This window comes from Corallococcus sp. AS-1-12, assembly GCF_020036995.1.
GTDB lineage: Bacteria > Myxococcota > Myxococcia > Myxococcales > Myxococcaceae > Corallococcus.
In genome coordinates, this window is the sequence record NZ_JAIQDD010000006.1 from 87,640 (window position 1) to 108,086 (window position 20,447).

17 protein-coding genes are annotated in these 20,447 nt (G+C 70.9%); 8 read left to right on the forward strand and 9 right to left on the reverse strand.

Translation table 11 applies throughout. The features are described 5' to 3' along the window. Positions 1–140: 140 nt before the first annotated feature. From K8556_RS12160 to K8556_RS12175, 4 genes are all read right to left on the reverse strand, one after another. Positions 141–920, reverse strand: coding sequence for a 1-acyl-sn-glycerol-3-phosphate acyltransferase (locus K8556_RS12160; RefSeq protein ID WP_223740215.1), 780 nt, complete (start codon positions 918–920; stop codon positions 141–143). 28 nt (positions 921–948) lie between these two features. After that, the gene (locus K8556_RS12165) at positions 949–1,734 is read right to left on the reverse strand and encodes an exodeoxyribonuclease III (protein WP_223740216.1); all 786 of its coding nucleotides are present in this window, start codon (positions 1,732–1,734) and stop codon (positions 949–951) included. Positions 1,735–1,820: 86 nt separating this feature from the next. Beyond that, complete coding sequence (locus K8556_RS12170; RefSeq protein ID WP_223740217.1) at positions 1,821–3,746, reverse strand: lamin tail domain-containing protein; 1,926 nt, start codon at positions 3,744–3,746, stop codon at positions 1,821–1,823. A 160-nt stretch (positions 3,747–3,906) separates the two neighbouring features. Beyond that, positions 3,907–4,869, reverse strand: coding sequence for an alpha/beta fold hydrolase (locus K8556_RS12175; protein ID WP_223740218.1), 963 nt, complete (start codon positions 4,867–4,869; stop codon positions 3,907–3,909). 128 nt (positions 4,870–4,997) lie between these two features. Here K8556_RS12175 and K8556_RS12180 point away from each other — a divergent pair, with 128 nt between their 5' ends. Beyond that, positions 4,998–5,795 (forward strand): phytanoyl-CoA dioxygenase family protein, encoded by a 798-nt coding sequence (locus K8556_RS12180; protein ID WP_223740219.1) that lies wholly within the window; start codon positions 4,998–5,000, stop codon positions 5,793–5,795. A 20-nt stretch (positions 5,796–5,815) separates the two neighbouring features. After that, positions 5,816–6,664, forward strand: a complete 849-nt coding sequence (locus K8556_RS12185; RefSeq protein ID WP_223740220.1) for a WbqC family protein — start codon at positions 5,816–5,818, stop codon at positions 6,662–6,664. On the opposite strand, the gene K8556_RS12190 is transcribed toward K8556_RS12185, so the two are convergent. Continuing rightward, positions 6,604–8,484, reverse strand: a complete 1,881-nt coding sequence (locus tag K8556_RS12190; protein WP_223740221.1) for an ATPase — start codon at positions 8,482–8,484, stop codon at positions 6,604–6,606. The genes K8556_RS12185 and K8556_RS12190 overlap by 61 nt on opposite strands. A 67-nt stretch (positions 8,485–8,551) precedes the next feature. Between K8556_RS12190 and K8556_RS12195 the strand changes: the two genes are divergently transcribed. Continuing rightward, positions 8,552–10,213 (forward strand): acyl-CoA dehydrogenase family protein, encoded by a 1,662-nt coding sequence (locus tag K8556_RS12195; RefSeq protein WP_223740222.1) that lies wholly within the window; start codon positions 8,552–8,554, stop codon positions 10,211–10,213. A 50-nt stretch (positions 10,214–10,263) separates the two neighbouring features. After that, positions 10,264–11,007 carry a phytanoyl-CoA dioxygenase family protein gene (locus K8556_RS12200; protein WP_223740223.1) on the forward strand — a complete coding sequence of 248 codons (744 nt, stop codon included), beginning with the start codon at positions 10,264–10,266 and terminating at the stop codon, positions 11,005–11,007. An 8-nt stretch (positions 11,008–11,015) separates the two neighbouring features. Here K8556_RS12200 and K8556_RS12205 read toward each other — a convergent pair whose 3' ends face one another. The 3 genes from K8556_RS12205 to K8556_RS12215 form a co-directional block, all read right to left on the reverse strand. Next, a complete protein-coding gene (locus K8556_RS12205; protein WP_223740224.1) occupies positions 11,016–11,297 on the reverse strand; it encodes a hypothetical protein in 282 nt (93 codons plus the stop codon). Positions 11,298–11,483: 186 nt separating this feature from the next. Next, positions 11,484–12,239 carry a hypothetical protein gene (locus K8556_RS12210; RefSeq protein ID WP_223740225.1) on the reverse strand — a complete coding sequence of 252 codons (756 nt, stop codon included), beginning with the start codon at positions 12,237–12,239 and terminating at the stop codon, positions 11,484–11,486. A 159-nt stretch (positions 12,240–12,398) separates the two neighbouring features. Beyond that, a complete protein-coding gene (locus K8556_RS12215) occupies positions 12,399–15,413 on the reverse strand; it encodes an error-prone DNA polymerase (protein WP_223740226.1) in 3,015 nt (1,004 codons plus the stop codon). Between the two features lie 295 nt (positions 15,414–15,708). Between K8556_RS12215 and K8556_RS12220 the strand changes: the two genes are divergently transcribed. After that, entirely contained in the window at positions 15,709–15,987 is a 279-nt protein-coding gene (locus K8556_RS12220) for a hypothetical protein (protein WP_223740227.1), read from the forward strand. Here the strand turns inward: K8556_RS12220 and K8556_RS12225 are convergent. Further along, positions 15,984–16,829, reverse strand: coding sequence for an alpha/beta fold hydrolase (locus K8556_RS12225; protein WP_223740228.1), 846 nt, complete (start codon positions 16,827–16,829; stop codon positions 15,984–15,986). The two genes, K8556_RS12220 and K8556_RS12225, sit on opposite strands and share 4 nt — an antisense overlap. Before the next feature lie 126 nt (positions 16,830–16,955). On the opposite strand from K8556_RS12225, the gene K8556_RS12230 reads away from it, so the two are divergent. The 3 genes from K8556_RS12230 to K8556_RS12240 all read left to right on the forward strand — a co-directional run bounded on the left by K8556_RS12230 (position 16,956) and on the right by K8556_RS12240 (position 20,329). Next, on the forward strand, positions 16,956–17,459 hold the full coding sequence (locus tag K8556_RS12230; protein ID WP_223740229.1) for an NfeD family protein: 504 nt from the start codon (positions 16,956–16,958) through the stop codon (positions 17,457–17,459). Further along, positions 17,450–18,541 carry an SPFH domain-containing protein gene (locus tag K8556_RS12235; protein ID WP_223740230.1) on the forward strand — a complete coding sequence of 364 codons (1,092 nt, stop codon included), beginning with the start codon at positions 17,450–17,452 and terminating at the stop codon, positions 18,539–18,541. The genes K8556_RS12230 and K8556_RS12235 overlap by 10 nt, the downstream gene beginning before the upstream one ends. A gap of 282 nt (positions 18,542–18,823) precedes the next feature. Further along, complete coding sequence (locus tag K8556_RS12240) at positions 18,824–20,329, forward strand: ATP-binding cassette domain-containing protein (protein ID WP_223740231.1); 1,506 nt, start codon at positions 18,824–18,826, stop codon at positions 20,327–20,329. Positions 20,330–20,447: the final 118 nt, after the last annotated feature.

The following is a 20,447-nucleotide window of genomic DNA, read 5'->3' on the forward strand; positions in this document are numbered from 1 at the left end:
TCCTTCCTGGGCGCCATGCGCCGAGCCGGACCGAGAGGAACGGCCCCGTGGGGACTCCATAGTCCAGGCCCCGCGTGAAGGTTCAACAATCTGGGATGCGTGCGTTCCTGGACAACACGCGGCCCCGGCCCGCCGGCCGCTCAGCGGGCGGCGTTGGCGTCCGTCGCCGGCACGGGGGCCGCGCTCCCCGTCAGCGGCTTGAGCGATGCCCGCAGCGCTTCAATCTGGGCACGCGCCTGGTTCTTGAGCGACTCCACGTCGTCCAACGTCATCCCCTTCGTGGAGATGGGCGTGCCCACGGTCACCAGCCCGCGCGACGTGGCGAAGCGCCACGAGTGCTTGGGCAGCGCGAGCCGCGTGCCGCTCACAGCCAGGGGCAGCACGTCCGCCTGCATCTCGATGGCGAGCCGGAAGGCGCCGTCCTTGAAGGGCAGCAGCTCGTCCGTCTTGGAGCGCGTGCCCTCCGGGAAGATCATCACCGGCATCCCCTTGAGCATCCACTCCTTGCAGCGCGCCATGGCGCCGGTGGCCGAGTCGCGGTCGCCGCGCTCCACCGGGATGTCGCCAGCCATGCCCATCATCCAGCCCACCACGGGCACCTTGAAGAGGCTCTTCTTGCCCAGCCACTTCATCTCCCACGGCAGGTGGGAGATGAGGAACGGATCCGCGTTGGACTCGTGGTTGCTCACCACCACGGTGTTGGCCGCCACGTGGTCCGGCACGTTGCCGTGCACGCCGAAGCGCCAGTAGGGCGTGAGCTTCGCGGCGGTGACGCCGACCAGGCGGAAGCAGCGGCCCACCACGTAGCGGCGCTTGTCGAACAGGAACGTGAAGATGAACAGGAAGAGCTGGACGAAGAAGCCCACCAGGGCGACGAGGCCCACCTCGACCCAGGTCCAGATGGAGAGCAGTGCGTTCATGAGGGGTGTCCCTTGGGCATGAGGGGTTTCAGGTGAGGACCGCGGGGTCCAGGTCCACGCTCACCGGGCAGTGATCCGACCCGTGGACGTCCGCGTGCACGGAGGCCTTCTTCACGAAGGCGAGCGCCGCGGGAGTGGCGAGCACGTAGTCGATGCGCCAGCCGATGTTCTTCTCGCGCACGCCGGCGCGCTGGCTCCACCAGGAGTAGTGGCCGCCCTCGGCGTTGAAGTGGCGGAAGGTGTCCACCCAGCCCGCGCGGATCCACCGGTCGAACTCCTCGCGCTCCTCCGGGCGGAAGCCGCTCGTCTCCCGGTTCTCTCGCGGGCGCGCCAGGTCGATGGCCTGGTGGGCGGTGTTGAAGTCCCCCATCACCAGCACGCGCTGGTTGTCACGCAGCGGCTTCTCCAGGCGCGCGAAGAGGCGGCGGTAGAAGTCCAGCTTGAAGGGGATGCGGGAGAGGTCCCGGTCCTTCCCGTTCCCGTTGGGGAAGTAGCCGTTGACCACGGTGAGCCTACCGAAGCGGGCGAACTGGAGGCGGCCCTCCGCGTCCACCTCCGGCGCGTCCAGGGTGGTGGTGAGCTCGTCCGGTTCGTGGCGGCTGAAGAGGCCCACGCCGCTGTAGCCGGGGCGCTCCGCGGCCACGAAGTGGGTCTTCCAACGGCGGGGGGCGCGCACCTCCGCGGGGAGCTGCTCCACGCGGGCGCGCACCTCCTGCAGCCCCACGATGTCCGCCCGGGCCTTGGACAGCCACGGGAGGAAGCCCTTGCGGTGGATGGAGCGCAGACCGTTGACGTTCCAGGAGACGACTCGCACGCCCCCGCTTATGGCGAAAGCGCGCGGGTATTTCCAGCCCCCACCGTTCCTGGACGGACGGTGGGGGCCGGTCACTGCTCAGTGCGTCAAGGGACTTCGAGCGCGCTGGCCTTGTTCTGCGGGCCGCGCGTGGTGCGGATGATGAAGTCCGCGCTGTTCACGTCCGTGTCCCGGCTGTTGCCCTTCGTCGCGTCCACGCCGCTGCCTTCCATGGTCGCGGCGGACGAGCCGGCGTTGGCCTTGCGCTCGTAGCTGCCGGCGGCGGCAGGGGTGCCGTTGATGGGGCTGTTGCCTTCGGCGGAGTCCGCGGTGGAGCCGTAGCCCACCGTGTCCACCGCGAGGGCGTCCACCTTCGCGGTGGAGATGCCAGTCTTGCCCAGGCGGATGTGGCCCGCCGTGCCGCCCAGCGGGATGGTGGTCCCAGCGGAGGCGTCACCGGCGACCGTGCTGCCACCGGAGTACGAGCCGCCCGTCACCAGGTAGAAGCCGTGCGCGGCGATGGTCGCGCCCGTGGGGAACGTGAAGGCGGTGCTGTTGTAGGTGCCGCCGGTCGCGCTCTTGTACTGGAGCTTCCAGCCACCGATGTTCACTGCCTCGTTCGTCGGGTTGTAGAGCTCGATGAACTCGTCGTTCGCGCCACCGGTGCCGGCAACGGCGAACTCGCTGATGACGACGTGGTCCGTCGTGGGGGCGGCGGTGACCTGCGCCTGGGCGGAGACGGACTGGCCGTTGAGCGTGGCCACGATGGTGCCCGTCGAACCGGCGGCGCCCGCGGTGAAGGTGAACTTCGCGGAGATCTCGTTGGCCGGCACCGTCACGGTGGCCGGCACGGAGCCCACGTTGCCCGTGGTGGACAGCGCCACGGACGTGGCCGCCGCGGCCGGGATGTCGAGCGTCACGGTGACGTTGGCAGTCTGACCGGCGGCCAGCGACACCGTCTCCGGCGACAGGTACGCCAGCGCGGCCGCTTCCGTCGCGCCGAGCACGCGCACGGTGGCGGTGCGCGAATCCGCGCCCAGCGTGGCCGTCAGCGTCGCCTTGGCGGAGCCCGCCGCGTCGTCCGCCGTCACGATGACCGCAGCGGAGCGCGAGCCCGCCGGCACCGTCACCTGGCCGTTGTTGGCGATGACCACCGAGGGGCTGGACGAGGTGACCTGGACCACGACGTCCGTGGTGGCCTCGGCGCTCAGCGTCACCGCGAGCGGCTCCGGAATCGTCTCACCCGTGGTGCCCGAGCGCGCGAAGACCGCGGCCGGCTCCAGGGCGCTCAGCGTCGCCGTGGTGCCCGCGTCGGTGCCCGCGTCCGAACCCGTGCCCGCGTCCGGAGCCGGGCCGCCGTCAACGGCGCCGCCGTCCGTGCCCGCGTCCGTCTCCGTGCCCGCGTCGATGGTGCCCGCGTCCGTCTCCGTGCCCGCGTCGATGGTGCCCGCGTCCGTCTCCGTACCCGCGTCCGTGCCCGCGTCGATGGTGCCCGCGTCCGTCTCCGTACCCGCGTCCGTGCCCGCGTCGCCCATGCCGGAGCCGCCGTCCGTCACCGTGCCCGCATCCGTCTCGGTGCCCGCGTCGGTGGTCGTGCCCGCGTCCGTCCCGGTGCCCGCGTCGGTGGTCGTGCCCGCGTCCGTCTCCGTGCCGGCGTCCGTGGTCGTGCCCGCGTCGGTGGTCGTGCCCGCGTCCGTCTCGGTGCCGGCGTCCGTGGTCGTACCGGCATCCGTCTCCGTGCCGGCGTCCGTGGTCGTGCCCGCGTCCGTCTCCGTGCCCGCGTCCTGCTCGGTGCCCGCGTCCGTCTCCGTGCCCGCGTCCTGCTCGGTGCCCGCGTCGGTCGTGGGCTTGGTCACCTGACAGCTATTGTTGCAGCGGTCGCCTTCGACGCGGTTGCCGTCGTCGCACGCCTCGCCACGCTCGATGATGCCGTTGCCGCAGACAGGGTTCTTGTCGTCATCACCACCGCACGCCGACAACACCAACAGCACCGCTGACAATGGGACCAGCAGGTGCCGGGAAGACCAGGACATGGAGACTCCGTGTTGAGTACTGAGCCTCCTCACAAACCACAAAATTACAGGCCGACGCAAACCCCTCCCGGTGACTTCCAGCCCCTGTCCACGGAACCCTCCGGGTCACAACTTTCTCAGGACCTGACAGTGCGGACGGGCCGTCCGGACCCGCCCGGCTTCAGCCAGGAGTCCCGGGGGTTTGCGGGGACCCTGAATCCGCCAATCCATGCGCATCCAGGAAGCCCCGAACGGACTGGGCGATCTCCGTCCCGGCCTCCAGGAGGCCCGCGTGGCCGGCGTCGTCCACCTGGAGCCAGTGGGCCTGGGGCAGCGCGCGGTGCAGCCGCTGCACCTCCGACAGGGGCACGAGGACGTCGTCGCTCGCGGCGATGATCAGCACGGGCACCCGGATGGAGGGGAGCACGTCCCAGGCGTGGCCCTCCGTGAGGCCTCGCAGCGTGCGCCAATAGGCCTGCGCGCTCATGTGGTAGAGCGCGTCCAGGAACTCGGCGATGTCCTCGCGCGGAGCCCGGGGCCGCAGCGCCCCCACGGCCCTCGCCAGCGGATCCGCCAGCGGGGTGGCGAGGAAGGCCTTCACCGCGGGCGCCACCACCGGCACCCAGGGCGTTCCCGCGGCCAGCATCCCCTTCGCCGCGGACAACATGACGCGGGATCCCCAGCGCGGATCCGCCGCGCCCGGCACACCCGGCGTCCCCGCGATGAGCGTCATGGACGGCACCAGCTCCGGCCGGCGGCGGTACAGCTCCAGCAGGATGCGCACGCCCATGGAGAAGGCGATGTGGTGCGGGGGCCGGCCGTCGCCGCGCGCCATGGCCGCCTCGGTGACGCGCTCCAGGTCGTCCACGTGCACATTCACGCGGTAGTCCCCGTCTCGCGACTCCTCGCTCATGCCGTGGCCGCGGTAGTCCCAGTGCACCACGCGGTGGTCCTGCTCCAGGTCGGCGACGATGTGGCGCCAGAAGTTCTCCGACGTGCCGATGCCGTTGGTCAGCAGCACCGTAGGGCGGTCCGCGAGCGCGGCGTCGCGGCCCTCCTCCGGCATGCCCGAGCTGTGGGTGTGGACCGCCACCCGGGTGCCATCCGGGGCGGAGACGAGGTGCGTGGCGCGGCGGTAGGGCATCCCCGCCCACCATGCGGCCGGGCAGGCGCGGGTGCAAGGGCCGACAGCCCGTCCCCCCGAGGGCGCCCTCCCCCTGCCGCGCAAGGCCGGGCTGGACGCGCCCGGGCCTCCAGGCAATGGTGCGCGCGATGCTCAGCGAGGAGGCGGAAGGGTTGGACGTGGCGGCCGTGCTCGCCCACTACGAGGCGCACGGCTTCGCGCGCCTGGGCCGCGTGCTGGATGACGCGGGCGTGGAGTCCCTGCGCGAGCGGGCGGACGACCTGATGCTCGGCCGCGTGGTGTACCCGGGGATGTTCTTCCAGCCGGACGCCACCACCGGCCGCTACGAGGACGCGCCCCTGGGACTGGGCTGGCAGGGCCCGTCCCTGGACTACCGCAAGCTGGAGAAGCTGGAGAAGGATCCGCGCTTCCTCGCGTGGCTGGAGAACCCGCTGTTCGAGCGGATCGCCCGCGCGCGCATCCCCGGCGACATCGTCCTGTACCGCGCCATCCTCTTCCACAAGGGCCCCGCGGGCGGCAGCAACCTGCCCTTCCACCAGGACGGCGGGAAGCTGTGGGGCCTCACGCGCGAGCCGGACCTTCAAATCTGGACCGCGCTGGACGACGCGCCGGAGGGCGGCGGCTGTCTGGAGGTCATCCCCGGCAGCCACCGCGCGGGACTGGTGACGTCGCTGGGCGGCGTGATTCCCCCGGACCGCGTGCAGGCGGCGGACGCGGAACGCCACGTGGTGCCCCTCCCGGTGCGGGCCGGAGAGGCGCTGCTCGTGCACAACCACGTCTGGCACCGCTCCGGGCGCGGCCGGCCCGGGCAGCGGCGGCGCGCGTTCTCCGCCTGCTACATGAGCGCGGACACCACCTGCGTGCGCAAGAAGAAGGCCCCGCGCGTCTTTCCTCCGGTGTTCCGTCACCCGGTGCGCGGCGGCTGAAAGGCCCTATCATCCCGGGCGTGTCCGGACACCCTGGAGTCCTCGTCGCCGAGCAGCCCCACTACCTGCCGTGGGTGGACTTCTACGAGCAGGTGGCCCGCGCCGGGACGCTGGTGGTGCTGGACGACGTGCAGTGGCTCCGGCGCGGCTGGCAGCGCCGCACGCGCGTCGCCCTGCCCCACGGCGTGCCCACGCCGCCCCCATCCGAGCCGGGCTTCCAGTGGCTGTCCATCCCGCTGGAGGATCCGCACCGCGACACGCGCATCCGCGACCTGGCGGTGGACTCGAGCCAGCCCTGGGCGCGCAAACACCTGCAAACGTTGGTGACGCTCTACGGAGGCAGGCCCCACTTCCGCGCGCAGGTGCTGCCGCTCGTGGAGCCCTTCTATGACGCCGCCTCGCGCGAGTCCGGCCCGGGGTCGCTGCTGCGCGTGCTGCTGTCCAGCATGGCGCTGTTCCACGCACCGCTGGGGCTCACGCCGAACGTGGTGCTCTCCTCCACGCTGGAGCGCCGGGGCGAGGACAAGACGCAGCGGCTGGTGGAGTACTGCCTCCAGACGGGCGCGCACACGTACTACTCGGGGACGGGCTCCACGGTGTACCTGAAGCCGGAGCGCTTCCGCGCGGTGGACGTGCGCCTGTTGTGGCAGCGCTTCCGTCACCCGGACTACGCGCAGGGGCGCGAGGGGCGCTTCGTGACGGGGCTGTCCATCGTGGACGTGCTGGCCAACGTGCCCGTGGAGACGGTGCGCACGTGGCTCCAGCCGTCGCCGTGGGGGCCGTTCGCGGGGGACGGCCCCCAGCCGCTTCAGCGGGCGGACGCGGCGGTGGGCGAGGCGGACGCGGGCTTGTCGAAGCGCACGAAGTAGCTGCGCACGGCGGCGTCCAGCAGCGCGGGCTCCAGGCGCGGCGGCTGGCCCTGGTAGTTCGCCATGTCGATGACCTGATCCAGCAGGTCGCGAGGCTGGCACGCGGCGAAGGGCCGGTGGTTCGGGCGGTAGTGCTCGTCGATGAGGTAGTCCACGGCGCGCGCGTCGTAGGGCACGCCGCGCTTCTTGCACATCACCTGGAAGATCTCGTGGAACTGCTCCTCGTCCGGGCGCTGCACCTCCAGCTTGTAGCGGACGCGGCGCAGGAAGGCGTCGTCCACCAGGTCGCTGGGATCCAGGTTGGTGGAGAACGCGGCGAACACGTCGAAGGGCACCTGGATCTTCTTGCCGGTGTGGAGCGTGAGGATGTCCACGTCGCTCTCCAGCGGGACGATCCACCGGTTGAGCAGGTCCTTGGGGGACACCTTCTGACGGCCGAAGTCGTCGATGAGGAGCATCCCGTTGGACGCCTTCATCTGGAACGGCGCCTCGTAGTACTTCACCTCCGGGGTGTAGACGAGGTCGAGCATCTCCAGCGTGAGCTCGCCGCCCACCACCACCAGCGGCCGGCGGCAGCGCACCCAGCGGCGGTCATACGAGGGCATGCCGGGCTCGTCATCCACCGCGCGGTGGATGTTCGCGTCGAACATCTTCACCACGAAGTCGTCGATGAGCAGCGCGTGCGGGACGAAGATGTCCCCCTCGTAGCAGTTGACCATGCCCTGGCAGATGGCCGTCTTGCCGTTGCCCGGGGGGCCGTAGAAGAAGATGGCGCGCCCGGAGTTCATCGCCGGACCGATGCCGTCGAAGATGTAGTCGCGGATGATCAGGTCGCCGAACTTGTCCTGCATGCGCTGGCGGGTGATGCGGTTGCCGCGCACGGTCTGATGCTTCACGGCGGCGACCCATTCATTGAACGGCACGGGCGCCGGGCCGTTGTAGCGGTTGCGATCCAGGATCTGCCGCAGCACGTCCGTCACGAAGGTCGTGAGCTGGTAGATCATCGTGGAGCGGCCCACGCCGGACGCGCCACCGCCGCGGATGTCGATGTACTTCTGGCGGCGCAGTCCCTCGATGACCTCGTCCACCAGCGCGGTGGGCAGTTGCAGGCGCGTGGCCACGTCCATGCCGCGCATCTCGCCCGCGAAGAAGATGGCCTTGAGGACCAGCTCCTCCACGAACGTGGTGGTGAGGCCGGCCTCCTGGAGCGTCTTGGGCTGCGCGGGCCAGAAGCGGTTCGTCACCGGCGCGTCCGACGCCTCACCGCGCCGGAAGCCGCGCCGCTCCGGGCCCACGTAGCCCTGCGGCGGCGCTGACACCGAACCGCGACGGTCGGAGCTCGCGGGAGCCGCTCCACGGCGATCCGCCTCCGGGGGGCCACGGCGCTCCCCTTCCGGGGGCCCCCGGCGCTCCATGCCGGCGGCCGCGCGGCGCTCGGGATCCTGCGCGGGCGGAGGCGGGCCGGGGGGCGCGGTGCGCCGCTCGGTCTGCACGTCGAGCATCTCCTCGGAGAAGGGCGGCGGCGCGCCCGGCGGGGCCGCTCCCGCGGGCGGCACGCGGGGGCGCGGCATCGGATCGAAGATGACGGAGGGCAGCGGCGCGGTCTGCGCCGGCCGGGAGCGGGTGGGCTCCGGACGCTGCTCTCCTCCCAGGGGCGCGCCAACCGGGGCGGGCGCGCGCGGACGGGGCGGCGCGGACAGGACGGGGTTCGCCTGCGCGGCGGGCGTCTCCAGCGGGGTGATGCTGCGATTCTCATCCTGCTCGGCGTCGAGGGAAGACGGACCTGGGCCAGGGGGGGGCCTGCGGGGAAAGTCAGCCATCACGGCTCCGGCGGGAGGGAGAGGCCACTGTACCCCACCGTCGTGCCGGCGGTGTTAACTTCGGGCCATGAGCTTCTTCCAGGCGCCCCCGGGTCTTGGCAATCAGTACGACGACGACGCGTTCCTGCAGGGCTACCTCGCCCGCACCCTTCCGAACGATTTGTTTCGCTCGCTCCAGGATGACTTCCGCGAGCTGGGGGAGCTGGGAGGCAAGTACTTCTACGAGTTCCAGCAGCGCGACCGGCTGAACGAGCCCGTGCTCACGCAGTGGAGCCCGTGGGGTCAGCGCATCGACCACATCGAGGTGTCCCCGCTGTGGAAGGAGGCGGAGGCGCTGACGGCGAAGAAGGGCCTGGTCGCGGTGGCCTACGAGCAGAAGAGCGGCGCGCTCAGCCGCGTGCACCAGTTCGCGCTGAACTACCTGGTGCAGCCGTCGCTGGACGTCTACTCTTGCCCGCTGGCGATGACGGACGGCGCGGCGCGGTCGCTCCTGTCGCTGGGCAACCAGGCGCTCATCGACCACGCCCTGCCCCACCTGACGTCGCGGGATCCGGCGACGTTCTGGACGTCCGGCCAGTGGATGACGGAGCGCACGGGCGGCTCGGACGTGGGGCTGACGCTGACGGAGGCGCGGCAGTCCCCGGAGGGCTGGCGGCTGTACGGCACCAAGTGGTTCACGTCCGCCACGACGGCGCAGATGGCGCTGACGCTGGCGCGCCCCACGGGCAACGGCCCCGGCGGCAAGGGGCTGGCGCTCTTCTTCGTGGAGACGCGGGACGCGCAGGGCCGGCTCAATGGCATCCAGATCAACCGGCTGAAGGACAAGCTGGGCACGCGCAAGGTGCCCACGGCGGAGCTGACGCTGGACGGGACGCTGGCGACGCCGGTGGCGGGGCTGACGGACGGCATCCGCAACATGGCGATGATGCTGAACGTGACGCGCACCTGGAACGCGATGGGCGCCACCTGGAGCATGCGCCGCGCGATGGCGCTGGCGCACGACTACGCGAAGCGCCGGGTGCAGTTCGGCGCGCCGCTGTCGGAGAAGCCGCTGCACATGGACACGCTGGCGGGGCTGGAGGCGGAGTTCCAGGCGGGCTTCCTGCTGGCGTTCCGCGCCGTGGAGCTGCTGGGCAAGCTGGAGACGCGCACGGCGACGGAGCAGGAGCTGCTGCTGCAGCGGCTGGTGACGCCGCTGGCGAAGCTGACCACGGGCCGGCAGGTGGTGCACATCACGTCGGAGGTGACGGAGTCCTTCGGCGGCGCGGGCTACGTGGAGGACACGGGCCTGCCGCGCATCCAGGCGGACGCGCAGGTGCTGTCCATCTGGGAGGGCACGACGAACGTGCTGTCATTGGACTCGCTGCGCGCGCTGGCGAAGGAAGGCACGCTGGAGGCGTTCTTCCACGAGGTGGAGGGCCGTCTGTCCAAGGTGACGGACGCGGGCCTGCGGCCGTGCGTGAAGACGGCGCACGACGCGCTGGAGCACGCGCGGGCCTGGGTGTCCGGCGCGATGGCGAACCCCACCACGATGGAGGCCGGGGCGCGGCGCTTCTCCCTGACGCTGGGGCGCACGCTGGAGCTGGCGCTGCTCAGCGAGCACGCGCAGTGGTGCCTGGAGCACGGGCACGGCCCGCGCAGCCGGGCGGCGGCGCGGCGCTTCCGACAGAACGGCGTGGACCTCATCCAGGATGAGATCGACCTGGATGATTCGCGGCTGCTGGGCTGAGCATCGCGGCAGGTGCACGTGGCGGGCGCCCCCGTTAAGAAGCGGGCGCCATGTCCGTCCTGAGCCCCGAGCAGTGTCAGCGCTTCACCACCGATGGGTATCTCGTCCTGCCGTCCTTCGTGGAGGGCGGGACGTGTGAGCGGATGCGGGCTGTCATCCTGGAGCAGTTGGCCTCCGGTGACGGACCGGTGGAGTACGAGGCCGACGTGGCCTATCCCGGCTCACCGGCGAGCATCGAAGCCGAGGGCGGGCGGACGGTGCGGCGGTTGCTGAAGGCGCATGGGCGCTCGCCCCTGTTCGCGGCGTGGTTCGACGACGCGCGGATGCTGGAGGCGCTGGGGCAGCTCCTGGACGGGCCGGTGGTGCAGGCGCGGGCGCACCACAACTGCGTGATGACGAAGCAGCCGCGCTTCTCCTCGGACACGGGGTGGCACCAGGACGTGAGGTATTGGGCCTTCGCGCGGCCGGAGCTCATCTCCACGTGGTTGGCATTGGGCACGGAGACGCCGGAGAACGGCGGATTGAAGGTGCTGCCCGGCACGCACCGGATGCAGTTCGCGCCGGAGCGCTACGACGCGCGGCTGTTCCTGCGGCCGGAGCTGCCGGAGAACGCGGCGCTCATCGATGGCGCGCGCTACGTGAGGCTGTCCCCCGGGGACGTGCTGCTCTTCCATGCGCGGCTGTTCCACGCGGCGAGCCGGAACCACACAGCGGACACGAAGTACTCCGTGGTGGGGACGTACCGGAGGACAGACAACCTGCCTGTGCCGGGGTCACGGTCCGCAAGGGATTGAAGGCTGATTCAAGGCATGTAGTGATATCGCTCGATGATTCGTCCCTCGGGCGAGACTGCGTAGAGTTCGAACCAGTCGAGTTCGAAGTTGCCACCGGGTCCGATTCCCTCACAGTGGTCAACGCGCCGGTTCACCCGAACGATGTAGACGCCCTTCCCCTGGCCCACGACGACCTCCAGGGCTCGCGCCGTGAAGATGCATTCATTCCGGCGCGCCTTGGGAAAGCGGCTCATGACGTCCTGGAGGGCCGCATGGGACGCCAGGATTGCAGGCCCATCCAGCGTCGCCATGGGCGCCACGTCCTCCGGCCACTCAAAGGCAGCAGAGGAAATGGCTTTGCTTGAGTCAGCCTGAGTCTCCGGCTGAAACCCGCTCGTGGCGCAAGACACCATGCAAGCCATCGCTGCCCATGCCCAAACACGGCGGATGCCGCGTCTGGGTGGGCAGCGATGACGCGGCATCGGGTCCGGCAGGAGCTACTTCGCGGCCTGCGCGAGGGCTTCTTCCACGTAGCGGATGCCCTTGGCGGTGATGGCCTTGCCCTTCTTGGTGTCCTGGGCGTAGCCCGCGTGCAGGCGCAGGGCCTTGGCCGCGTTCGGCGCGGCGTACGTCACGCCCAGCCCGCTCCAGAAGCGCGACGTCGTTCCCGACGTCACCTCCACGTCCAGCGACTTCGCCAGGTAGAGCGGGATCAGCGAACGCAGGAGCTGGTCCTTCTCCTTGCCCGCGGAGACCAGGTCCTTCTGGCGCGCGTGGCCTCGCAGCGCGGTCTCCAGCACCGACACCGCGTCCTCGCTCGCGGCTCCGGACGTGGCCGCCTTCTTCGCGGCCGGGGCCTTCTTCGCCGCGCTCTTCTTCTTCGCGGGCGCCGCCTTCTTCGCGGCCGGGGCCTTCTTCGCCGCGCTCTTCTTGCTCGCGGCCTTCTTCGCCTTCGGCGCCGTCTTGCGGCGGGCGGAGGGCACCAGCTCCATGCGGCCCTCGAACGGCACCTCCACCACCGTCGCGTCCACCTGGCGCTCCGGCATCGCGTTGCGCAGGGACTCGATCACCTCATGCACGGACGCGCGCGGGGGCTCGGAGTGCACCGGGCGGGAGACGCGGGTCGCGGCAGGCTCGCTCACGGGCGGCTTGCCCTGCGCGTAGTACCGCACCCAATCGCTTGCCTCCTCCACCACTTCCGACAGGCCCACGCGATCGAGCAGCGACCCCAACCACCGAAGACTGTTGCGCACTGAGAACCCTCCCGTTCTGATCCACGCTACTACACTCCAGACAGAAGCAACCTATATCGCCAGCAATACGGGTTGTTCCATGCCCCCGTGGGTCCTCCCGTCCCCTCACCCACGGATCACAGGAACAGACGTGCAGATGTAGCGCGCTGTTCCCTGGCCTCACTGACGCACGGACACCACGCTGCGCGTCTTCACGTTCGTCACCTTCCCCGAGCGCTCCAGCATCCCCTCCCCCACGAGGAACAACGCGCCGTGGATCTCCTGCCTGCACCGCGCATACACCTCCGAGGGCACCACCAGGTTGGCGATCCCCGTCTCGTCCTCCAGCGAGATGAAGCAGATCCCCTTCTCCGTGGGCGGCATCTGCCGGCAGATCATCATCCCCCCCACCTTCACCGGCCGCCCCGCAGACACCCTCTTCAGCCCCTCCGCCGTCACCGCCCCCATCCGCTTCAACGTGGGCCGCAAGAGCTCCAGGGGGTGCTTCTCCAGCGACAGCCCCACCGTGTCGTAATCCGCCACCACCCGCTCCCGGACGCCCATGGGCGGCAACTGCACCGCGGTGCCATCCATGGGCATGCCGAAGAACAGGTCGTCCGCGTCCAACGGCCCCAGCGCCTGGATCTCCCACAGCGCCTGCCGCCGCGCCCCGCACAGCGACGCCAGCGCCCCTGACAACGCCAGCCGCGTCAATTCATGGCGGGGAATCCGCGCCCGCCGCGCCAGGTCTCCCACGCTCGTGTAGTCCCCCCGCCTCGCGGTCTCCACCGCCCGGCCCGAGGACTCGCCCAGCCCCCGCACCATCCTCAACCCCAGCCGCACCGCCCCGTCCTCCAGCGTGCAGTCCCAGTTCGAGCGGCGCACGTCCACCGGCCGCACCTCCACGCCGTGCCGCTGCACGTCCGCCACCAGCGTGTGCGGCGCGTAGAAGCCCATGGGCTGGGAGTTGAGCAGCGCCGCCGTGAAGGCCGCCGGGTAGTGGCACTTCAACCAACTGGACGCATAGGCAATCAACGCGAAGCTCGCGGAGTGGCTCTCCGGGAACCCGTAGTGCGCGAACCCCCGGAAGTGGTCGAACCACTCCTCCGCCTGTTGGCGCGTGTAGCCCTTCGCCTCGCAGCCCTCCACGAAGCGGCCCCGGTACGGGAGGATGCGCGCCTCCGCCTGCTTGTGGCTCAGCGCCCGCCGCAGGCCGTCCGCCTCTCCCGCGCTGAAGCCCGCCGCCACCATCGCGAGCCGCATCGCCTGCTCCTGGAAGAGCGGCACGCCCAGCGTCTTCTGCAGGATGCCCCGCACCTCGTCGCTCGGGTACGTCACCGGCTCCTGGCCGTGCCGCCTGCGCAGGTACGGGTGCACCATGTTGCCCACGATGGGCCCCGGCCGGATGAGGGCGATCTGCACCACCAGGTCGTAGAACTCCCGGGGCTGGAGCCGGGGCAGCATGTTCATCTGCGCGCGGCTCTCGATCTGGAACACGCCCACCGTGTCCGCCTCGCACAGCATGTCGTAGACCTTCGGGTCCTCCGGCGGCACCGTGGCCAGGGACAGCTCGCGGCCGTAATGCTTTTGAATCAAGGCGAAGCAGCGCGACAGCGCCGTCAACATGCCCAGCGCCAGCAGGTCCACCTTGAGGAGTCCCACCGCGTTGATGTCATCCTTCTCCCACTGGATGACCGTGCGCCCCGGCATCGCCGCGTTCTCCACCGGCACCAGGTCCACCAGCGGCTCGCGCGTCATCACGAAGCCGCCCACGTGGATGGACAGGTGCCGGGGCACGCCCTCCAGCTCCTTCGCCACCGACAGCGTCCGCAGCACCCGCCCGTCCGTCGGGGACAGCCCCGCCTCCTGGAGCACCTCCGGCGTCACCTGGAAGCCGTGCGACGACGCCACCCGCGACAGCCGGTCCACCTGATCCAACGACAGCCCCAGCGCCTTGCCCGCCTCGCGCAGCGCGAGCCGCCCCCGGTAGCAGATGACTTCACACACCATGCCCGCGTGCCGGCGGCCGTGCTTCTCGTAGACGTACTGGAGCACCTCCTCGCGCCGCTCGTGCTCGAAGTCCACGTCGATGTCCGGCGGCTCCTTGCGCTCCATGCTGAGGAAGCGCTCGAACAACAGGCCCATGCGCACCGGATCAATGGCGGTGATCCCCAGCGCGTAGCAGACCGCCGAGTTCGCCGCGCTGCCCCGCCCCTGGCACAGGATGCCCCGCCCCCGCGCGAACATCACGATGTCCCACAGCGACAGGAAGTACCCCGCGAAGTCCAGCGCCGCGATGAGCCGCAGCTCATGGTCGATCTGCTTCGTCACCTCCGGCGGCACGCCCCCGGGATAGCGCGCGCGCAGCCCCGCCTCCGTGAGCACCCGCAGGTGTTCGTCCGCCGTGCGGCCTCGCGGCAGGTCCTCCTCCGGGAAGCGGTAGTGCAGCGCGTCCAGGGACGCCTCGCAGCGCGACGCCAGCTCCACCGTGCGCGCCAGCGCCTCCGGCCGATCCGCGAACAGCCGCGCCATCTCTCCGGGGGACTTCAGCGTCCGCTCCGCGTTCGGGAACAGCCGCGTGCCGGCCTGATCCACCGTCACCCCGTGGCGGATGGCCGTGAGCACATCCTGGAGCACCTGCCGGTCGCGGTGGTGCGTGTGCACGTCGTTGTGGACCACCAGCGGCACGCCCAGCGCGCGGGCCAGCGCTTCCGCTCGCGCCTCCCGGGCCGCGTCCCCCGCCGACAGCGAGCGGCTCAGGCCCACGTGGAAGCCGCCGGGGAACGCCTCCGCCAGCGGAGCCACCGCCTCCAGCGGCGCGGGGCCCGGCAACAGCGCGAGCAGCCCCGACGCGTGCTCCGCCACCTTGCGCCAGGGCACGCCCGCCTCGCCCTTGGGGTGCGTCATCCGGCCGTGGGACACCAGCCGGCACAGGTTCGAGTACCCGGTCGCGTCCCGCGCGTACACCACCACCGGCGGGCCGTCCTCCAGCGTCAGCTCCGCGCCCAGGAGCAGCTTCACGCCGTGCTCCTTCGCCGCCAGGTGCGCCTTCACCACGCCGTAGAGCCCATCCCGATCCGTCAGCGCCAGCGCGGACAGCCCCAGCCGGGCCGCGGTGGCCACCAGCTCCTCCGGATGGGAGGCGCCGTGCAGGAAGGAGAAGTGGGACCGGCACACCAGCTCGGCGTAGCTCACGCCGGATCAGGATACTGAGCGGGCGTTCAGGCGCTAGATTGGATCGACGTCCAGCGAGAGGGCGACTTCATGGGTTGTTCCAGGCGCGCGGGCTGAAGGCAGACATCCCTCCTCCGCCCCGGGCCTGGCCTTTCATCCAGATGGAGTGGCGCGTCACCCCATCCAGCCCTCGCGGATCTTTCCGTGGCGTCTGTCATTGAGCAGTTTTTGAACCCCGCCACGACCCGGACAGCGATGGGATTTCGTATGGATTTCTGCTGGACGCTGTTCAACCCACGCAGACAGGAGCCACACCATGAAGCTCTCCAAGACCCTTCTCGCTGGTGCCGTTGGCCTCATCCTCGCGCCCCTGACCGCGCTCGCCGCCCCCCGGCCCTGCGAACTGCAGTGCAAGCCGACCTCGTCCTGCGCCTACCTCTGTGACAACGGTGGCGAGGTGATCACCTGCGCGGAGTTCGGCATCTGCAGCGGCCTGTCGCCGGCCGCCCCGTCCGAGCCGCAGGCCTCCGTGCAGCCCGCGCCCTCCGACGACGTGCCGGAGGCCGCCTGCCGCGCGCCCGAGGCCCGGGGCTAACCCACCGCCGCCAGCACCGCTTCCTGGAGCGAGGTGCGCTCCACCTCCTCCAGGAAGTCTCCCAGCGCGACGTTGACCGCCTGGGGCTGCTCCAGGATGCACATGTGCCCGCCGCAGGGCAGCCGCTTGAGCCGCGCGCCCCGGATGCGCTGGTGCAGCCGCTCCGCCACCGCCGGCACCGTCACCGCGTCCTCCTCCCCCACCAGCACCAGCGTCGGCGTTTCGATGCGGTGCAGCTCCCCCTCCACGCTGCGGCGGTGGATGACGCCCTGCATGGCCCGCCACACCGCGCGCGGGTTCTCCACCAACTGCCGGCGCAACAGCGCCCGCTCCGCGGCCCGCTCCGGGTCCCGCATGAACGTGCGCCCGAAGTAGAGCGACATGATCCGGTCCACCACCGGCCTCAGCCCCAGCCAGTGCGTGAGCGTCGTCAGCACCCGGTAGCGCGCCAGCGTCAGCGGCAGCTCCGCCGCGGCGGACGAGTCCAGGAGCGCCAGCGAGCGCAGCAGCTCCGGGTGCCTGGCGGCCAGCCTCAGGCCCACGAAGCCCCCCATGGACTGGCCCACGAAGTGGCACGGCGCCAGCCCCAACGCCTGGATGACCGCCACCGCGTCCTCGTACACCGTGCGCAGGTCGATGACCGAGTCGCCAGACGGGGGCTCGCTCTGCCCCTGGCCCCGGTGGTCGTACACGATGCAGCGGTAGTGCCCCCTCAGCGCCTCCACCTGCCGGTGGAACAGCCGGGAGTCCCAGAGCAGCCCGTGGCTGAAGAGCACCGGCTCCCCACTTCCTCCGGTGTCCTCGTAGTACAGTCGCGCACCACGGATGGACAGGTATGGCATCTGCTTTTCCCCCGGCTTGGGCCCCTTTAGGGTCTTGCCCGGAACCTACCCTCCGTTTCGATTGATTCCGGATGCCCGGTCGCCCGGTTTGACAGGGGGCCGAAGCCGCTGCCAAACAAGGACCCCATGGACACCACCGCCTGGCAGCTCTGGCTGATTGCCGCGATCGTCCTGGGCGCGCTGGAGATCAAGCTCTCCGGCTTCGTGACGCTCTGGCTCGCCGTGGGCGCGCTGATGGCCTCCCTGACGGCCGGGGCGGGCCTGGGCCTCAACAGCCAGCTCTTCGTCTTCACCCTGGTGTCCGCCGTCCTCTTCGGCGCGTCCCGCACGATCTTCAAGAACGTTTTCATGCGGGACGCCGTGCACTTGAAGACGGGCGTGGAGGCGATGGTGGGCCAGGAGGCCGTGGTCACGGAGGCGCTGGCGGACGGACACGGGGGCACCGTGCGCATCAACGGCGAGCTGTGGATGGCGCGCTCCCTGTCCGGGCCCCTGCCCGAGGGCGAGCGCGTCACCGTGGAGCAGATTGAAGGCCTCAAGTTGTGGGTGCGACGCCCGTCGGCGTCCAACGAAGTCGCGCTGCAACAGCCGGCGCGTCGCAAGAAGAAGGAGAACGAAGGATGGGACTGACGATTGTTCTGCTGTTCCTCGCCGCCGCCGTCGTGTTCGGCATCGTCACCGGGGTGCGCATCGTTCCCCAGGCCAAGGTGATGGTCGTGGAGCGGCTGGGGAAGTTCCACCGCGTGGCCTCCAGCGGCCTCAACATCCTCATCCCCTTCATGGACAGCCCCCGCGCCATGGAGATGCGCGCCGGCAACCGCTTCACGCGCAACACCCTGGTGGACCTGCGCGAGCAGGTCATGGGCTTCGAGACCGTCCAGGTCATCACCCATGACAACGTCAACATGGAGGTGGGCTCGGTCATCTACTACCAGATCGTCGACCCCGGCCGGGCGCTCTACCAGGTGGAGAACCTGGCGCTCGCCATCGAGCAGCTCACCATGACGAACCTGCGCAACGTCATGGGCGGCCTCACGCTGGACCAGACGCTCACCAGCCGCGAGACGGTCAACACCAAGCTGCGCATGGTGCTGGACGAGGCCACGGAGAAGTGGGGCGTGAAGGTGACGCGCGTGGAGCTGCGCGAGATTGAACCGCCCCAGGCCATCAAGTCCGCCATGGCCAAGCAGATGACCGCCGAGCGCGAGCGCCGCGCGGAGGTCACCAAGGCCGAGGGTGACAAGGCCGCCGCCATCCTCCAGGCCGAGGGCGAGAAGATCTCCCGCATCCTGCGCGCGGAGGCGGAGCGCGACGCGGAGATCGCCCGCGCGGAGGGCCACAAGCGCGCCGTGATGCTGGAGGCCGAGGGCAAGGCCGAGGCCACCCGCCTCACCTTCGAGGCCATCCACACCGGCCGGGCCACCCCGGAGGTGCTCGCGCTGCGCTACCTGGAGACGCTCCAGGAGCTGGGCAAGGGCGACAACAAGATGTTCGTCCCCTACGAGGCCACCGCCGCGCTGGGCTCCATCGCCACGCTGAAGGAGGTCTTCGCCAAGGACGACGCCCCGGCCGCCGCGCCCCAGCCCCAGCCTCAGCTCCGCGCGCCCGCTCCGTCGGCCGCCGCGCTGAGCGCCCAGGCCCTGGCCCGCAACGCGGCCGCCAGCGCCACCCTCCCCGCCACGCGCCGGGTGCAGCCGCCGTCGGACGAGTAGCGCGGGAATCGTAGTCAGGGCACCGGCGTTTCCCCGTCGGTGCCCTTTGCGTTACGGCGCGCGCGCCCGGGCCTTGTCATCCGCCCGGGCCGTGCCACATGCTCCACCTGAAGCACCGGCTGTCGGTTGTCCACGTGGGGAGAGGTCAGAGCTCTTCCCCTGAACGAGGTCCGCGGAACCTTGAAGCTGTTCGCCTGAAAACCCGGTCCCTGGCTGTACCCCGCCGCCGCGCGTCCCCACCGGACGTGCGCGCTGGCTTCCGGTTTCAGGAGTCGCTTCAACATGCCCTCGTCCTCCTCCGTGCGCGCGCACCGCGTCTGCTTTTCGTTCACTGATGCCATCCCCGTCCTCACCGACGTGGAGTTCCACCTCGCCCCGGGCTGGACGGGCCTCGTCGGCCCCAACGGCGCCGGCAAGTCCACCCTGCTGCGCCTGCTGTCCGGGGAGCTGACGCCCACGTCCGGGCAGCTCCAGTTCGAGCCGGACTCGCCGCTCGTGTGCCTGTGCCCGCAGGGCGTGGAGGCGCTCACGCCCGACATCACCGCGTTCGCGGACGCCTGGGACGCGCTGGCGCGCAGGCTCCAGGGCCAGTTGGGCCTGGACGTCACCGCGCTGGAGCGCTGGCCCACGCTGTCCCCCGGGGAGCGCAAGCGCTGGCAGGTGGGCGCGGCGCTCGCCCGCGAGCCGGACGTGCTCCTGCTGGATGAACCCACCAACCACCTGGACGCGGAGGCGCGCACGTGGCTGGTGGCGGCGCTGCGCCGCTTCCGGGGCGTGGGCGTCGTCGTGTCCCACGACCGCGAGCTGTTGGAGACGCTCACCCAGGCCACGCTGCGCGTGCACGGCGGCGAGGCGCACCTGTACCCGGGCGCCTACTCCGCCGCGAAGGGCCACTGGGAGGCGGAGCGCGAGGCGGAGGTCGCCGCCCACCAGCAGTCCAAGGCGGAGCGGGACCGGGCCGCGCAGCTCCTGGCCAACGCCCGGCGCGAGCACCAGGGCGCCACCCTGTCGCGCAGCACCGGGCGGCGGATGCGCAACAAGTACGACAGCGACGCGCGCGGCCTGGGCCCGTCCACGCTGGCGAGCTGGGCCGAGTCCCGCCTGGGCCACCAGGTCACCGTGAAGCGCCGGGAGCTGGAGCGCGCCGAGGCCGCGGTGGGCACCTTCACCGTGGACAAGACCGTGGGCCGCTCCGTGTTCGTGGACTACGTGCGCTCGCCCAACCCGTGGCTCTTCACGTTCGACACACCGGGCCTGAAGGCCGGCGACGTGGAGGTGCTGGGCCCCACGCGCCTGGACGTGGACCGCGAGGCGCGCATCCGCATCGAGGGGCCCAACGGCGCCGGCAAGACGACGCTCCTGAAGGCCCTGCTGGAGCAGGCGCGCGTGCCTCGCGAGAAGCTCCTGTACCTGCCCCAGGACCTGGGCGCGGAGGAGACGCGCGCCCTGCTGGACGCGGTGCGCGAGCTGCCCCCGGAGGAGCGCGGCCGGGTGATGTCCCTGGTGGCCGCGCTGGGGGTGGATCCGCACCGGCTGCTCGCGTCCGAACAGCCGTCGCCCGGCGAGGCGCGCAAGCTGGCCATCGCGCGCGGCCTGGGCCAGCACGCCTGGGCCCTGGTGCTGGACGAACCCACCAACCACCTGGACCTGCCGTCCATCGAGAGGCTGGAGGCGGCGCTGCACGACTACCCTGGCGCGCTGCTGCTCGTCACCCACGACGCGCCCTTCGCCCGCTCCTGCACCACCACGCGGTGGCTCGTGGCGAACGGACGCGTCGAGGTGGAGTGAGACACCGGCGGGCGGATTGAAGACACAGTCCGTTGGGGAAGACTGAAACATGTTTTCCCCGCCTGGGTTTCATTCCTAGAAGAGACGTGCAGGTCCGGTGGATGTCACACCGGGCCTG

Excerpts from the sequence above, each read along its gene's own strand:
- K8556_RS12220 (WP_223740227.1), top strand. The coding sequence starts at position 15,709 with ATGAAGCTCTCCAAGACCCTTCTCGCTGGTGCCGTTGGCCTCATCCTC.
- K8556_RS12190 (WP_223740221.1), bottom strand. The coding sequence starts at position 8,484 with ATGGCTGACTTTCCCCGCAGGCCCCCCCCTGGCCCAGGTCCGTCTTCC.
- K8556_RS12170 (WP_223740217.1), bottom strand. The coding sequence starts at position 3,746 with ATGTCCTGGTCTTCCCGGCACCTGCTGGTCCCATTGTCAGCGGTGCTG.
- K8556_RS12175 (WP_223740218.1), bottom strand. The coding sequence starts at position 4,869 with ATGCCCTACCGCCGCGCCACGCACCTCGTCTCCGCCCCGGATGGCACC.
- K8556_RS12195 (WP_223740222.1), top strand. The coding sequence starts at position 8,552 with ATGAGCTTCTTCCAGGCGCCCCCGGGTCTTGGCAATCAGTACGACGAC.
- K8556_RS12200 (WP_223740223.1), top strand. The coding sequence starts at position 10,264 with ATGTCCGTCCTGAGCCCCGAGCAGTGTCAGCGCTTCACCACCGATGGG.
- K8556_RS12205 (WP_223740224.1), bottom strand. The coding sequence starts at position 11,297 with ATGGCGACGCTGGATGGGCCTGCAATCCTGGCGTCCCATGCGGCCCTC.
- K8556_RS12240 (WP_223740231.1), top strand. The coding sequence starts at position 18,824 with ATGCCCTCGTCCTCCTCCGTGCGCGCGCACCGCGTCTGCTTTTCGTTC.
- K8556_RS12225 (WP_223740228.1), bottom strand. The coding sequence starts at position 16,829 with ATGCCATACCTGTCCATCCGTGGTGCGCGACTGTACTACGAGGACACC.
- K8556_RS12235 (WP_223740230.1), top strand. The coding sequence starts at position 17,450 with ATGGGACTGACGATTGTTCTGCTGTTCCTCGCCGCCGCCGTCGTGTTC.
- K8556_RS12180 (WP_223740219.1), top strand. The coding sequence starts at position 4,998 with ATGCTCAGCGAGGAGGCGGAAGGGTTGGACGTGGCGGCCGTGCTCGCC.
- K8556_RS12230 (WP_223740229.1), top strand. The coding sequence starts at position 16,956 with ATGGACACCACCGCCTGGCAGCTCTGGCTGATTGCCGCGATCGTCCTG.
- K8556_RS12160 (WP_223740215.1), bottom strand. The coding sequence starts at position 920 with ATGAACGCACTGCTCTCCATCTGGACCTGGGTCGAGGTGGGCCTCGTC.